This is a genomic window from Aromatoleum evansii, assembly GCF_012910805.1.
GTDB classification, from domain to species: Bacteria; Pseudomonadota; Gammaproteobacteria; order Burkholderiales; family Rhodocyclaceae; genus Aromatoleum; species Aromatoleum evansii.
Window position 1 is genome coordinate 87,890 of sequence record NZ_WTVK01000018.1, and the last position, 14,544, is coordinate 102,433.

Genomic DNA, 14,544 nt, shown 5'->3' on the forward strand with positions numbered 1-14,544 from the left:
CCTGTCGAAGGGCGGTGTCAGGGCTTCCGGGTTAATCCATTGGCGGTTGCGGCTCAGCCCACGCGATAGACGCGCGCCTCGAAGGGACGCAGCGTCAGCCGGCGCGTCTCCTCATGCGGTGCGACATCGTGGTTCGCCAGCAGCAGGTCCGCGCGGCGCAATGCGAAGCCGTCGTGCTCGACGCGCGCCTCGCGGCCGGTGAGGTTCGCGATCACGACGATCTGCTCGCCGCCCAGCGTGCGGGTGTAGGCATAGACCTGCGGGTCGCTCTCCATCAGCAGCGCGTAGCGACCATGCACCAGCACCGGCTCGGCCTTGCGCAGCGCGCTCAGGCGGCGGTAGAAGTTCAGGATCGAGTCGGGGTCGGCTTCCTGCTGCGCGACGTTGATCTGCGGGAAGTTCGGGTTCACCTTCAGCCACGGCGTGCCGTTCGTGAAGCCGGCGTTGGCCGACGCGTCCCACTGCATCGGCGTGCGCGAGTTGTCGCGCGAGCTCACCGCGAGCGAGGCGATGATGTCGCTCGCCGGCACGCCCTGCGCGCGTTGCAGCGCGTATTCGTTCTTCGCGAAGACGTCGTTGAAGTCCTCGATGGCGGCGAAGCGGGTGTTGGTCATCCCGATCTCCTGGCCCTGGTAGATGAAGGGCGTGCCCTCCATCAGGAAGTACATCGTCGCGAGCGCGGTCGCGCTCTCACGCCAGTACTGTCCGACGTCGCCCCACTTCGACACGATGCGCGGGATGTCGTGGTTTTCCAGGAACAGCGCGTTCCAGCCCACCCCGTGCAGCGTGCCTTGCCAGCGCGAGAAGATCTTCTTCAGGCCGACGACGTCCAGCGCGGCCTTCGGGTCCTGCGCCCACAGGTGCAGGTGTTCGAACTGGAAGATCATGTTCAGGCGATCGCGGTCCGCGCCGACCCAATCGACGGCCTGTTCGGCCGACACGCCGTTGGCCTCGCCGACGGTCATGATGTCGTAGCCCGCAAAGCTGTTCTGGCACAGGTCGTCCATGTAATCCAGCACGCCATCGACGTTCATGTGCATCGGCAGGCAGGAGACGTGGTCCAGCCCTTCCGGGTTGGGCATGTCGGGCAGGCCGGCGACCTTCTTCATGTGGCTCACGGCGTCGAGGCGGAAGCCGTCGATGCCCTTGTCGAGCCACCAGCGCACCATGTCGTTCACCGCGGTGCGCACCTCCGGGTTTTCCCAGTTGAGGTCGGGCTGCTTCGTCGAGAAGAGGTGCAGGAAGTACTGGCCGGTGGTCTCGTCGAACTTCCACGCCGAGCCGCGGAAGATGCTCTCCCAGTTGTTCGGCTCGTCACCCGACGTGCCGCCGCTTTTGCCAGTTTCGCCGCCCTTGCCGTCGCGCCACACGTACCAGTCGCGCTTGGGGTTGTCCTTCGACGAGCGCGATTCGACGAACCACGCATGCTCGTCGCTGGTGTGATTCACCACCAGATCGAGGATCAGCCGCATGCCGCGTGCGTGCACTTCCGCCAGCAGGCGGTCGAAGTCGGCCATCGTGCCGAACTCGTCCATGATCGCGTGGTAGTCGGCGATGTCGTAGCCGTTGTCGTCGTTGGGCGACTTGTACATCGGGCAGATCCAGATCACGTCGATCCCGAGCGCCTTCAGATAGTCGATGCGCGCGGTGATGCCGTTCAGGTCGCCGATGCCGTCGCCGTTGGTGTCCATGAAGCTGCGCGGGTAGATCTGGTAGGCGACCGCCTCCTTCCACCACTGCGTCTTCACGACCTTGTTGTGCTGTTCACTCATGGGGGATTTCTCTCTCGTCAGGCCGCCGTCGCGGCGTTCCACTCGCGGAACTGATCGAAAACGGGTACGCGATGAATAACTTTGATGAACTTATAAAATCGTCCAAAGCGGTTTGGATCGTAATCCGAAGCGCTTTGGATGTAAACTGCTTTTTATGCTCACGATGCGACTCCCTGAAGTCGTTAGACTGCGGTCATGACGCGGGCCGTCCCGAGACGGCCCATCGACGCCCAATGCGGGCCGAAGGAAGGCAGATGAAGGTCAATTTGAAGATGCTGTCCGAGACGCTCGGACTGTCGCAAACCACGGTGAGCCGCGCGCTCAACGGCTACTCCGACGTCAGCGAGGCGACGCGCAAGCGCGTCGTCGAGGCCGCGGCGCAGCTCGGCTACCAACCCAACCCGCAGGCCCGCCAGCTCGCCACCGGGCGGGCCGACGCGATCGGCATCGTGTATCCCTTCGGCGCGAGCGACATCGGCGACATCCGCTTCGGCGAGGTCGTCTCCGGCATCACCGAACGCCTCGCCGAACACAAGCTCGACCTGCTGATCCACTCGTCGCGCCCGGACGTCGAGCTCGACACCTACCGGCGCCTGATCGAAGGCCGCCGCGTCGACGCGATGATCGTCGCGCGCACCCGCGTCGACGACCCGCGCATCCGCTTCCTGCAGGAGCACAATTTCCCCTTCGTCGCCTACGGCCGCACCCGCAGCAGGATCCCCTACGCGTGGTTCGACTTCGACAACGAGGCCGGCGGCAGGCTGGCCGTGGAGCGCCTGGTGGCACTGGGGCACCGCCGCATCGCGCTGGTGCACGCCCCGCTGGAACTGAACTTCGCGATGCAGAGGCATCGCGGCTTCGTGACGGGCTTGCGCGCCGCCGGCATCGAGCCGCACCCCGAACTCATCATCGAGGCATCGCTCGACCGCATCGGCGGCTACCAGGCGGTCGGCCGGCTGCTGGCGCTCGACGAGCCGCCGACGGCGGTGCTGGTCGACAACAACGTCGCGGGCGTCGGCGCGCTGCGCGCGCTCGGCGATTCGGGATGGAAGCCGGGCAAGGGCATGTCGCTGATCGTGTATGACGGCATCCCCAGCGAGATCCCCCTGACCTGCAAGGTCACCGGCGTGATCCAGCCGACCGGAACCTCGGCGGGCCATGCGCTCGCGGACCTCGTCGTCGACGTGCTCGCCGGCAAGCCGCTGGAGGCGCTGCATTCCCTCGGCGCTCCCTGCCTCAGCGTGGGCGACACCGACGGCCCGCCGCCCGCGGCGACGCGCCGGCGGCAGGCCGCGAAGGCCGGCTAGGCCATCGCCGGCGGCGCCGGGAAAGGCGCTGCCGGACGGATGCGCTCGGCCCACGGCGTCCATGTCCGCATCGCCCGGGCGTGGCTCAGAACCACACTTCCATCTGCGCCCCCACCAGCCACTTGCTGTCGCCGGTGAATTTCGTGCTGCCGAAACCCTCGTTCGCGCTGCCGTCGTAGGTGAAGCCGTTCAAATCCTTGTCCCAGCCCATCCACGTGGCGAAAAGACGCAGCTCCGGCCGCGCGAAGAAGCCGGCGCCGGTGTCGAGCTTGAAGGTCGGTGAGACGGTCAGCTTGTAGAAGTTGCCCTTCGCCTGCGCGAAGGTGCTGTCCAGGTCCATGTACTGGAAGCTGCCCTCGTACTGCATCGCGAAGTTCTTGTTGATCGCGTTGGTGAAGCGCAGGTTGGCGGAGGCCCACTTGTACTCGTCGCCCTTGTTGAAGCGATCCTTGCTGACTTCGGCCATCAGCGCCGGCGAGACCTTCCACTTCGGTGCGAGATCGGTGACACCGAAGCTCATCACGCGAAACGCCTGAGCGTCTTCGAGCAGGTTGCCGACCGCGCCGAGCCGCTTGACCTCGGCTCCCAGCCCGCGACCCGCCAGTATGCCAGTCTTGGAGAAGCCGTCGCCCAAGCCGTAGAAGCTCGGTGCATGGTAGGCGACCAGGCCGTGATAGCCGCTGGTCGCGCGGTCGCTGCCGTTCACGTCGTTGTTCTTCGCGTGCATGCCGTTCAGCATGAACTGCCAGTTGCCGACGTAGTTGTTCATCGTGAAGACGTAGCTCTTGATGCCTTCGTCGTCCTCGTTGAGGAAGTCGCGACCATACACCGAGACGTTGGTCTTCCAGTCCGGCGTCACCTGGGCGTCGTACACGCCCGCACCGGTGCCGGAAAGGAAGACGAAATCGCTGTCGAAGAAGTGGATGTCGAAATTCTTCTTGTCGAAGCGCTTGCCCGCCCAGATCGTGGCGTTCTCCAGCGCTGTGCCCTTGAAGGTCGGAAGGTTGCCCATCTCGGCATAGGCCCAGCGAACGTTGATGCCGTTCTCGCCACCGGTCCAGTCGTTGTTGCTATTCACGCCGTCCGCGAGCATGAAGCCGAAGGTCGCCCAGCTGCCGTCGTCCGAGCGAAAGTTCTTCAGCAGTTTCGCCTCGGCGTAGGTATCGGTCTCCAGCCCCAGGCGGCCAACCGCGCCGCCGAGGTTGCCCGCCGGCGTGATGTAGGGCCCCACCCCCTTGACCGTGAACATGTCGCTGTTCGAGACGGTGCCCGAGCGGGCATAGCCGTGGAACTCGAAGGACGACGCGGTTTCGGCCGCGGCCTTGGTCAGCGGCGCCTGCGCATCGCTGGCGGCCTTGGCCGCAGACGCGGCGGTGTCGGCCTTGCGCGCGACCTCGTTCGCCTGCTGGGCACTGCTGCTGGCCTGCTGTGCGGCCGTGCTGGCCTGCTGGGCTGCGCTGGTCGCCTGCTGCGCCGCCGTGGTCACCTGCCGCAACATCTCCTCCAGCTTGGCGATGCGCGCTTCCAGCTCCTCGACGCGCGTCGGCTTCGCCTTGTCGGCGGCCCCCGCGGTCCCGCAGAAAGCCAGCGCGATGCCGACAGCGATGGCGGTTTTCCTGATGGTCATTTTTGTCTGTCTCCTCATTGATCAATGGTTGCAACACCGTCGCCGGTCGCGGCGCCTCTGCGGGCGTTCGCGACGAGCAAAAAAACCACTGCAGGCAGCTCCCTTGTCCCCCCGGATGCTGCTCGTTCCAACATCCGAAGCGCTTTCAAGGATGGCCACGCCGATTTTCTGCAAAGTGTAGTAATGCTACGAAACAAAGGCAAACTTTTTTGTAATTTTTAAACATGAAAGGTCCTCATTTTGCCTGCCATTGACATTTTTCTTCCATATATCGTGTTGTTTTGTAGCTGGTTCTATTGTTATTTCTGACATTTTTCATTCACCCGCACTTGACCAGAACACTCGCTCCGTCGTGTGGCTTTATGCTGTGAGCCGTTGATTTATGTGTAAGTTTGTTCCAGACTATGAACTCAAAGCGCTTTGGCTAACAATCGGTACATGAGGTCATCCATGGCAAGCACCCGTTCCCTCGATCTGGTCGTTTTCGGCGGCACCGGCGACCTCGCCATGCGCAAGCTGCTGCCGGCGCTCTACCACCTGCACTGCGACGCCCTGCTGCCGCCCGAGGCGCGGATCGTCGGCGTTGCGCGCGACGGACTCGACGACGACGGCTACCGGCGTTTTGCCGGCCAACAGGCGGAACGCTTCCTCGGCCGCGACTTCAGGAGCGACGACTGGCAGACGTTTGCCGCCCGTCTCGCCTACGCGCAGGTCGATGCGATGCAGGGCGACAGTTTTGCGACGCTCGCCGACCGACTGGCGGCGCGCCCGGATGGTCAGCGCGTCTTCTACCTGTCGACCGCCCCCAGCCTCTTTGCAGCCATCAGCCGCCACCTCGATGCGGCGGGATTGCTCCACGGCGACAGCAGGGTCGTGCTGGAGAAGCCGCTCGGGCACGACCTCGCGTCATCGCGCCAGATCAACGACGAGGTGGGGCGCCATTTCGGCGAGGACCAGATCTACCGCATCGACCACTACCTCGGTAAGGAACCGGTGCAGAACCTGCTCGCGCTGCGCTTCGGCAACGCGCTGTTCGAGCCGCTGTGGCGGCGCGAATGGGTACGCGACGTGCAGATCACGGTTGCCGAACAGGTCGGTGTCGAGACCCGCGGCGACTTCTACGATCGCGTCGGCGCGATGCGCGACATGGTGCAGAACCACCTGCTGCAACTGCTGTGCATCGTCGCGATGGAGCCCCCGGCGTCGATCAACCCGGACGCGGTGCGCGACGAAAAGCTCAAGATCCTGCGGGCGCTGCGCCCCTTCGGCGCCGGCGACGTTGCCACGCGCTCGGTGCGTGGCCAGTACCGCGCCGGGGCGAGCGGCGGGAAACCGGTGCCGGGCTATCTGGAAGAGCCTGGCATTGCGGCGGACAGCCGCACCGAGACCTTCGTCGCGCTGAAGGCCGAGATCAACACCTGGCGCTGGGCCGGCGTGCCCTTCTTCCTGCGCACCGGCAAGCGCATGCAGGAAAAGGTCGCCGAGATCGTGATCAACTTCCGCTCCGTGCCGCATTCGATCTTCGGCGTGCCGGCCTCGCCGTTTCACGCCAACCGCATGGTGATCCGCATGCAGCCCGAGGAGACGGTGGACCTGCATCTCCTCGCGAAACAGCCGGGCGACGTCATGCACCTGCAGCCGGTGCGCCTGAACCTGGACTTCGCCGAAGCCTTCCGCAGCCGCCGCCTGGAAGCGTACGAACGATTGCTCATGGACGTGATGCGCGGCAATCTGACGCTGTTCGTGCGGCGCGACGAGCAGGAAGCCGCGTGGCGCTGGGTCGAGCCCATCCTCGCCGGCTGGGACGCCTCGGGGGAACGACCCAAGCCCTACACCGCCGGCACCTGGGGCCCTGCCGCGTCGAGCGCGCTGCTGTCGCGCGACGGCCTGTCGTGGCACGAGGAAATCTGAACAACGCCGCATCCACCCGCTGCAATGACGTCACCACTGACGGCACTCGAGGACTTATCGATGTTTTCCGGTTCCCCTGACACCTTTCCCCGCCTGGTCGGCGACATCGGCGGCACCAATGCGCGCTTCGCGATGATCGCCGGCCCGGGGCAAGACCTCGTCGCGATGCGGACCCTGCCCTGCGCGGACTTCCCCGGCCCGGCCGAGGCGATCGAACGCTACCTCGCCGACGGCGATCTGCCACGGCCGCGCTGGTGCGCCTTCGGCATCGCCAACCCGGTCGATGGCGACTTCGTCCGGATGACCAATCACAGCTGGGCGTTCTCGATCGCGGCCCTGCGCGACCAGTTGGGGCTGGATCACCTGCAGGTGCTCAACGACTTCACCGCGCTTGCGATGGCGCTGCCGGCACTGACACCCGCCGATCTTGCGCAGGTCGGAGGTGGTACGTCGGTTGCGCGGCGCGCGATCGGCCTGCTCGGGGCAGGCACCGGGCTTGGAATTTCGGGCCTCGTGCCCAGTGGTGACGACTACGTGCCGCTCGAAGGCGAAGGCGGCCACGTCACGCTCGCAGCAAGCAACGCGCACGAGGCCGAACTGATCGCCTGGCTCGCGACCCGCTACCCTCACGTCTCGGCCGAGCGAGTCCTGTCCGGACCCGGGCTCGTCGCGCTGTACGACGCGCACGCCGCGGTTGCCGGTGTACCCGCCGATGTCCTGAGCGCTGCCGAGATCAGCAGCCACGGCCTTGCGGGAACGTCTTCGCTCTGCGTCGAAACGCTGAACACGTTCTGTGCCTTCCTGGGCACCGTCGCAGCGGACCTCGCCCTGATCCTCGGCGCGCGCGGCGGCGTCTACATCGGCGGCGGCATCGTGCCGAAGCTCGCCGATTTCTTCGCCCGCTCGCCCTTCCGCGAACGTTTCGAGGACAAGGGGCGCTTCAGGGAGTACCTCGCACAGATCCCGACCTGGGTCATCCATGCGCCCTACCCCGGCCTGGTCGGCGCGGCGCGCGCGCTCGATCGGGCGGCAGCGTCGCTGGCACGCTAATCCCAGCGCTGGAAGCCCTGCTTGCGGCGAGTGCCGCGGGCCGGGCACCCGCTTCCACCATCAGTAGAGCTCCGCCAGTCGCGTACGGATGGCTTCCGGCACGTTCGGTTGATTCGCGATCTCCGACAGGAAGTCCGGATCGTCTGCCACGGTGAGGCGATCGAGGGCGATGGACCGGAGGATGGTCGAGAGCGGGGCCGCGGCGGCGCGCGGAGAGATGCGCTCGGGGCCGGTGAAGTCGTCGGGGCCGCCGAAAGGCAGGCGCGGGCGCAGGTCGATGTCCGTGTCCTCGATCTCGTCGAGGGCGAGCGACCAGACGATGGATTCGGGCGTGCTCCGCAGGGCATTCCTCGGCCGCGGTGTTTCGATTTCGCGCGCGAGGGCGGGAAGATTGCGGAAGGCGGCCCGCAGGGTGCGGCAGGCCTGTTTCAGCGACACGGCGGCGACATCGGGATCGGCCGTTGGCTGCATGAGGTTCAGGCAGCGCAGCCTGCCGCCGACACGCAGCGTTTCGCCTGCGGCGCCCAGCGCGCTCATCATCCCGGGCGTGCCGTAGCGCGCGAGGCCGTTGATCATGACGAGCCGGATCGATGTCTCCTTCGCCTTGACGAGCGCTTCGTAGGGGTCGCCGGCCGTGCCGTCGATGACGAGGAGGTCGGCGCGCCTGCCGGGCTGCAGCGTGCCAAGCGCCTTGTCCCACTTGAGGATCGCGGCGGCTTCGCGCGTCGCCATCGCGACGAGGTCGCGCGCGCCGAAGAAGCCGTCGAGCATGTGCTGCGAATAGAGCCACGCGACCTTCAGTTCGCCGAGCAGGTTCTTGCTCCCCGAGGGGGACCAGTCGCTGCCGAGACCGATGCGCACGTTTGCGCGGCAGGCGGCTTTCACGTCGGCAGTCGCGCCATAAAGCAGGAGGTTGCTGAAGGGGGACCACACCATCGCGCCCTGGTGCCGCCCCAGCACGGCGAAGTCTTCCGGCAACAGGCCCGCGGCATGGATGCCGGCGAGACGGTCATTGAGGGCCCACCGGTCGGGCGCAACCTGTAGCGCGAGGAAATGGCGGCGCGCGATCGAATCCGGTGCGTCCGGTGGCGTCACGCCTTCGCTGAGATGAAGGAGGAAGCAGCTGCCCTCCTTCTCGAGCCGCTCCAGGAACCAGGCGGCATCGCGAGCATCGATGTCGGGGATGCGCGCCTGCGCTTCGGGCAGTTCGGGGTCGTCGGTCTGTTCGACATTGCGCAGCAGGCCGCGGTAGTAGCGTCGTATGCCGGCGTTGCTGTTGAGCATGATCCCCTGGCTCGTCGTGACGCCGCCGAGCAGGCATTTGCATTCGACGTAGCGGACGAGCGGTGCGAGCAGCGCGGCCTTGCCTTCGGCGTCGCGGTAGGTGCCGACGACGGTCATCGGGCCGCTGATCAGCCGACGGTAGTCGGGATGATCGGGCCACTGGCCGCGATGCTGGAAGCGTCGGGGCACCGGCGCCCAAAGCGGCAGCGCGTTGTAGGCGAGGTGATTGTGCAGCTCGATCAGACCCGGGTAGAGCGTGCCGCGCGTGGCGACGGGCGCGATGCCTTCGAAACCGGGCGGCGCCGGCCGGGCGCGGTCCTGCACGGCGACGATGGCGCCGCGGTCGATGTAGACGACAGCGTCCGTCCTGACCGTAAATGCGTCGTCCATCGTCACGACGCGACCGGCGAGCGCGGCCTTCGGGCCGGTCGGGAGGTCGATCGGCTCTGCTCCCCTGGCGACCGCCACGGGGGCGCGCCGGGCGGGCGGCGACTCGGCTCCGGCAAGCGGATACCAGCAACGCGGAATGCCGGTCATGCGACGACTCCCTTGGGAATCCTGATCGTGATATTGCGCCGCTTGGCCAGATCGTCGGGGCCGGCGCGCCGCGCCCAGCCGTCCTGCTCGCGCATCCACGCCGGCAATCCGGCGGGAAAATCGAATTCGGGGATGCCGATGCGGTCCTCGTCCGTCCAGGTATCGCCGTACAAGACAAGGGGAGTCGGCGCGTCCGGATGCTGCACGCGCAGCGCGACGGCCTGCAGGGCCTTGTTCCAGTTGCGCAGCAACGCCGTGGTCGCATCCGCGAGCTTCGCCTTGTTGCCATTCGAGGCGCTTTCCGGCTGGGTGGGATGAGTCAGCGCGGCATAGGCGAGGTCGATGGCCCCGCCCGCCGGGGTCTCCCTCCAGAAACGCCACGCCTCGTCGGCCACCCGGCCGAATGCCAGCACGACCTCGATGCGGCTGCCGGTCAGCAGGGCGTGCAGCCAGCGGTTGCGGTAATCGACCAGCCGCGCATCCTTGCGCGTGTGCGCCTTGACGCTGCCGTAGACGCTGTAGAGGTAGGTGTTGATGAACACGTAGCTGCGCGTCACGCCGAGCTTGCGCAGCAGCCCCTGCACGCGTCGTCCGGCCTCGCCGACCATGATGCGCCGGATGACGCTCTCGTGCTGCGCGGGGTCCTGTCCGATGACCAGCACGCGGGCCGAGCCGTCGAGCCGCCCGCGATGGAAGATCGGCCCCCATTCGGTGCGGAACTGCCCGGGCGGGTAGACATCCGCCCCCGGGTATTCGGAACAGAGCGTCACGAAAGGCTCGGCGACATAGCCTGGGTCGAACGGATGCGACATGAGAGCTCTCCTTCGGACGGGCGGTGGCCTGCGCGCCGCCGGACCCGCCGTTGATTTGGCATAGCACAGAAATTCGCTTCGTTCGTGGCTGACCGCGGCCGGAGTTCGCCGAGACGCGTGCGCCGCCGGTCGCGCCCTCCGCCCGGGTAAGAAGTTCTCCTTGACAACCGGCCTTCCACGGCATTTAATAAACCAACTTGATTTATTAATAAACAAACACCGCCAAAGAGCGGGGTCGAAGGAGACGAGCATGGCAACAGCCCAGATCGGGCGCGGCCGCAACTCCGTGCGGCTGCGGCGCTACAACGAACGCCTGCTGCTGCAGGTGTTGCGCCGTTCCGGGGAGGCCTCGAAGGCCGACCTTGCGCGCCGCACCCACCTGACCAGCACGGCCATCGGCAGCATCATCCAGTCGCTCGAGGCGAGCGAGCTGATCGTGTATACGGGTCGCCGCACCGAAGGCCAGCGCGGCCAGCCGGCGACGCTGATCGACCTGAACCCGAAGGGGGCCTTCGGCATCGGCGTGCGCCTCGACCGCGACACGATCGAGACCGCGCTGCTCGACTTCGGCGGCCAGATCCTCGCCCGCCGCGTGCATGACCGCATCCTGCCCTCCCCCGACGAGACGCTGAAGCTCGTGCAGGCCGACATCGAGGAAGTGCTGAAGGCGATCACCCTGGAGGAGCGCGAGCGCCTGACCGGGATCGGCGTCGCCCAGCCCTTCAACCTCGGCGCCTGGCTGCGCGAGCTGAACCTGCCGAACGAAGATTTCCGCGCGTGGGACGAGGTCGATTTCGCCTTCGAGCTGGGCGAGGCGACCGGCCTGCCGGTGTTCAGCGAGAACGACGGCAATGCGGCGGCGATCGCGGAGCTGTTCTACGGCTGCGGACGCGAGTTCGACGACTTCCTGTATCTCTTCATGGGGCCGGTGATCGGCTGCGGCGTCGCGCTCAACGGCGACTGCCTGCGCGGCGTGACCGGCAACGCCGGCGACATCGCGGTGATGCCGGTGCCGCCGAGCCGCCTCGCCTCGGCGCAGGCGCCCGCGCACAAGTGGGACATGCTGCTGTCGCGCGCCTCGCTCAACGCGCTGGGCCGCCACCTGCGCCACATGGGTGCCGACGTCACGAGCCACGCCGACCTGGAGCGCCACATCCGCGCCCATCACCCCGCCGTGGAGGAATGGGTCGAGGACTGCATCGACGCGCTCGCCCCGGCCGTGCGTGCCGCGCTGTGCATGCTGGACGTGCCGGTCGTGGTGTTCGATGCGGACGTCGATGGCGGCCTGATCGACCTCCTGCAGCGCCGCCTCGCCAAGGCACTGGCCGACAACGCGCCCGAGGCGCGCGAGGCGCCGGAACTGGTGCGCGGCACCTTCGGCTCCGATGCCGGTGCGGTGGGCGCTGCGAGCCTGCCGATGTTCTTCAGCTTCTCCCCGCGCGCCGAGATCCTCGGCAGCGTGACGCGTTCGATCGAGGATATGCGCGATGCCGACTGATATCACCCCTCGCCCCGTGCTCGAGATGCGCGGCATCTCCAAGACCTTCCCCGGTGTGCGCGCGCTGCGCGACGTGTCCCTGACGCTCTACCCCGGCGAGGTGCATTCGCTGATGGGCGAGAACGGCGCCGGCAAGTCGACGCTGATGAAGATCCTCTCGGGCGCCTACAGCGCCGACGAGGGCGGCGAGATCCGCATCGACGGCCAGCCCGTGGTCATCGACGGGCCGCTGTCGGCCAAGGCGCTGGGCGTCGCGGTGATCTACCAGGAGCTCACGCTGTGCGCGAGCCTGACGGTGGCCGAGAACATCTACCTCGGGCGCGAACTGCGCCGCGCCGGGCGCATCGACCGCCACGCGATGGAAGCGGGTTGCGCCGGCATCCTCGAACGGCTCGGCGCCTCCTTCGGGCCGCGCACGCTGGTGAGCGACCTGTCGATCGCCGAGCGCCAGTTGGTCGAGATCGCCCGCGCGATCCACGCCGATGCGCGCATCCTGGTGATGGACGAGCCGACGACGCCGCTGTCCTCGCGTGAGACGGACCGCCTGTTCGAGCTGATCCGCCAGCTGCGCGCGGACGGCTTAGCGATCGTCTATGTCAGCCATCGCATGGCCGAGATCTACGAGCTCTCCGACCGCGTGTCGGTACTGCGCGACGGCAGCTACGTCGGCACGCTGGAGCGCGACGCGCTCTCGGCCGAGGCGTTGGTGCAGATGATGGTGGGCCGCGACCTGTCCGGCTTCTACAAGAAGGACCACAAGCCCTACGAGCCGGGCGCGGTGGTGATGGCGGTGCGCGACATGCGCGACGGCAAGCGGGTGCGCGGCTGCAGCTTCGACCTGCACGCGGGCGAGGTGCTGGGCATCGCCGGCCTGGTCGGCGCGGGGCGCACGGAGCTGGCGCGGCTGATCTTCGGCGCCGACGAGCGCACGAGCGGCGAGCTGGTCGTCGATGGCGTGCCGGTGCGGCTGAAGACGCCGCTCGACGCGATCCGCGCGGGCGTCGTGTACCTGACCGAGGATCGCAAGGGCCGCGGCCTGTTCCTGGACATGAGCGTGCGCGACAACATCAACGTGTGCGCATGCTCCGACGACGCCCGTACCGGCGGCGTGCTGAACCTCGCGAAGGCGCGCGAGCGGGCGACGGCGGCGATCCGCGATCTGGCGATCCGCGTGCCGAACTCGCGCGTGAATGTCGGCGCGCTTTCCGGCGGCAACCAGCAGAAGGTGCTGCTGTCGCGCCTGCTGGAGATCAAGCCGCGCGTGCTGATCCTCGACGAGCCGACGCGCGGCGTCGACATCGGGGCTAAGTCGGAGATCTACCGGATCATCAACGACCTCGCGAACCGCGGCGTCGGCGTGATCGTGATCTCGAGCGAGCTGCCCGAGGTCGTCGGCACCGCCGACCGCGTGCTGGTGATGCGCGAAGGCGAGCTGGTCGGCGAACTCGGGGGCTACTCCGGCGCGCCGATCACGCAGGAAGCAATCATCGAACTGGCCACCGGCGCCACCCCGCAGACCCTGCCGCAGGCCGCCTGAGCGGTCCCAGCACAAGAGCAGGAGAGACACACCATGGAGAAGACAATGAGCAACGCCCCCGCCACGAATCCCACCACCCTCGCCGGTTCGCCGCGCGCCCCTGTGCAGGCGACCCCGCGCGAGCGCTTCCAGGCCGTGATGCGCGCCGTCGGCATGCTGCCGGTGCTGATCCTGCTGGCCGCGGGCTTCGGCATCCTCGCGGAGGGCTTCCTCACCGCGCAGAACCTGTCGATCGTCGCGCAGCAGGCGTCGATCAATATCGTGCTGGCGGCCGGCATGACCTTCGTGATCCTGACCGCCGGCATCGACCTGTCGGTGGGCGCCATCCTCGCCGCGGCGGCGGTCGTGTCGGTGATGGCCTCTGCACTGCCGGGCGGCGGCTTCCTCGGCATCGCCGCAGGCCTCGCCGTGGGCCTCGCCTTCGGCCTCGTGAATGGCAGCCTCGTCGCCTTCGCGAAGCTGCCTCCCTTCATCGTGACGCTGGGCGCGCTCACCGCGGTGCGAGGCGTCGCGCGCCTGCTCGGCGCCGACCAGACCGTATTCAACCCCGACCTGCCCTTCGCCTTCATCGGCAACGACAACCTGCTGGGCGTGCCCTGGCTCGTGTGGATCGCCCTCGCGGTGATCGCCGGCTCGTGGTTCATCCTGCGCCGCACGGTGCTGGGCCTGCACATCTACTCGGTCGGCAGCAACCCGGAAGCGGCGCGCCTGTCGGGCATCAAGGTATGGAAGGTGCTGCTCTTCGTGTATGCGATGTCGGGCCTCCTGGCCGGCCTCGGCGCGGTGATGACCTCGGCGCGCCTGCTCGCCGCCAACGGACTGCAGCTCGGCCAGTCCTACGAGCTCGACGCGATCGCCGCGGTGATCCTCGGTGGCACGAGCTTCGTCGGCGGCGTCGGCTCCATCGTCGGCACGCTGATCGGGGCGCTGATCATCGCGGTGCTGTCGAACGGCCTCGTGCTGCTGGGCGTGTCGGACATCTGGCAATACATCATCAAGGGCCTCGTGATCATCGGCGCCGTGGCGCTGGACCGCTATCGCCAGAGCGGCGCGCGGACCTGAAGACAGCACCTAGTCCCTCCCCCTTCAAGGGGGGCGAAGCAGGGGTTTCGGCGAGCATCGCTCGCTGCCTGCGGAGCGGCGAGGCGCAGCCGAGACTACCGGTTAGGAGGGGGATGGGTTTCGGCGACGTCTGCTTAACCCATCCCC

10 protein-coding genes are annotated in these 14,544 nt (G+C 67.3%); 6 read left to right on the forward strand and 4 right to left on the reverse strand.

Features of this window, described 5'->3' with window-relative positions; all coding sequences use genetic code 11:
* Positions 1 to 53: 53 nt before the first annotated feature.
* A complete protein-coding gene (locus GO615_RS11335; protein ID WP_169128012.1) occupies positions 54 to 1,772 on the reverse strand; it encodes a glycoside hydrolase family 13 protein in 1,719 nt (572 codons plus the stop codon).
* 254 nt (positions 1,773 to 2,026) lie between these two features.
* Here GO615_RS11335 and GO615_RS11340 point away from each other — a divergent pair, with 254 nt between their 5' ends.
* Positions 2,027 to 3,079 (forward strand): substrate-binding domain-containing protein, encoded by a 1,053-nt coding sequence (locus tag GO615_RS11340; protein ID WP_169128014.1) that lies wholly within the window; start codon positions 2,027 to 2,029, stop codon positions 3,077 to 3,079.
* Positions 3,080 to 3,164: 85 nt separating this feature from the next.
* On the opposite strand, the gene GO615_RS11345 is transcribed toward GO615_RS11340, so the two are convergent.
* Positions 3,165 to 4,706 (reverse strand): carbohydrate porin, encoded by a 1,542-nt coding sequence (locus GO615_RS11345; protein ID WP_169128016.1) that lies wholly within the window; start codon positions 4,704 to 4,706, stop codon positions 3,165 to 3,167.
* Between the two features lie 450 nt (positions 4,707 to 5,156).
* On the opposite strand from GO615_RS11345, the gene zwf reads away from it, so the two are divergent.
* A complete protein-coding gene (gene zwf / locus GO615_RS11350) occupies positions 5,157 to 6,617 on the forward strand; it encodes a glucose-6-phosphate dehydrogenase (RefSeq protein WP_211167055.1) in 1,461 nt (486 codons plus the stop codon).
* Positions 6,618 to 6,677: 60 nt separating this feature from the next.
* Positions 6,678 to 7,667: a glucokinase gene (locus GO615_RS11355; RefSeq protein ID WP_169128020.1), complete on the forward strand. Its 990-nt coding sequence runs from the start codon at positions 6,678 to 6,680 to the stop codon at positions 7,665 to 7,667.
* Positions 7,668 to 7,727: 60 nt separating this feature from the next.
* Here GO615_RS11355 and GO615_RS11360 read toward each other — a convergent pair whose 3' ends face one another.
* Positions 7,728 to 9,488, reverse strand: coding sequence for an amidohydrolase family protein (locus GO615_RS11360; protein ID WP_169128029.1), 1,761 nt, complete (start codon positions 9,486 to 9,488; stop codon positions 7,728 to 7,730).
* The gene (locus GO615_RS11365; protein WP_169128031.1) at positions 9,485 to 10,300 is read right to left on the reverse strand and encodes a uracil-DNA glycosylase family protein; all 816 of its coding nucleotides are present in this window, start codon (positions 10,298 to 10,300) and stop codon (positions 9,485 to 9,487) included. Before GO615_RS11365 ends, GO615_RS11360 begins: the two co-directional genes overlap by 4 nt.
* A 250-nt stretch (positions 10,301 to 10,550) precedes the next feature.
* Here GO615_RS11365 and GO615_RS11370 point away from each other — a divergent pair, with 250 nt between their 5' ends.
* From GO615_RS11370 to GO615_RS11380, 3 genes are read left to right on the forward strand one after another with little or no spacing between them, the layout of a single operon-like run.
* Positions 10,551 to 11,798, forward strand: a complete 1,248-nt coding sequence (locus tag GO615_RS11370; protein ID WP_169128033.1) for an ROK family transcriptional regulator — start codon at positions 10,551 to 10,553, stop codon at positions 11,796 to 11,798.
* Complete coding sequence (locus tag GO615_RS11375; protein WP_169128035.1) at positions 11,788 to 13,335, forward strand: sugar ABC transporter ATP-binding protein; 1,548 nt, start codon at positions 11,788 to 11,790, stop codon at positions 13,333 to 13,335. The genes GO615_RS11370 and GO615_RS11375 overlap by 11 nt, the downstream gene beginning before the upstream one ends.
* Positions 13,336 to 13,380: 45 nt before the next feature.
* The gene (locus tag GO615_RS11380) at positions 13,381 to 14,397 is read left to right on the forward strand and encodes an ABC transporter permease subunit (protein ID WP_246262239.1); all 1,017 of its coding nucleotides are present in this window, start codon (positions 13,381 to 13,383) and stop codon (positions 14,395 to 14,397) included.
* Positions 14,398 to 14,544: the final 147 nt, after the last annotated feature.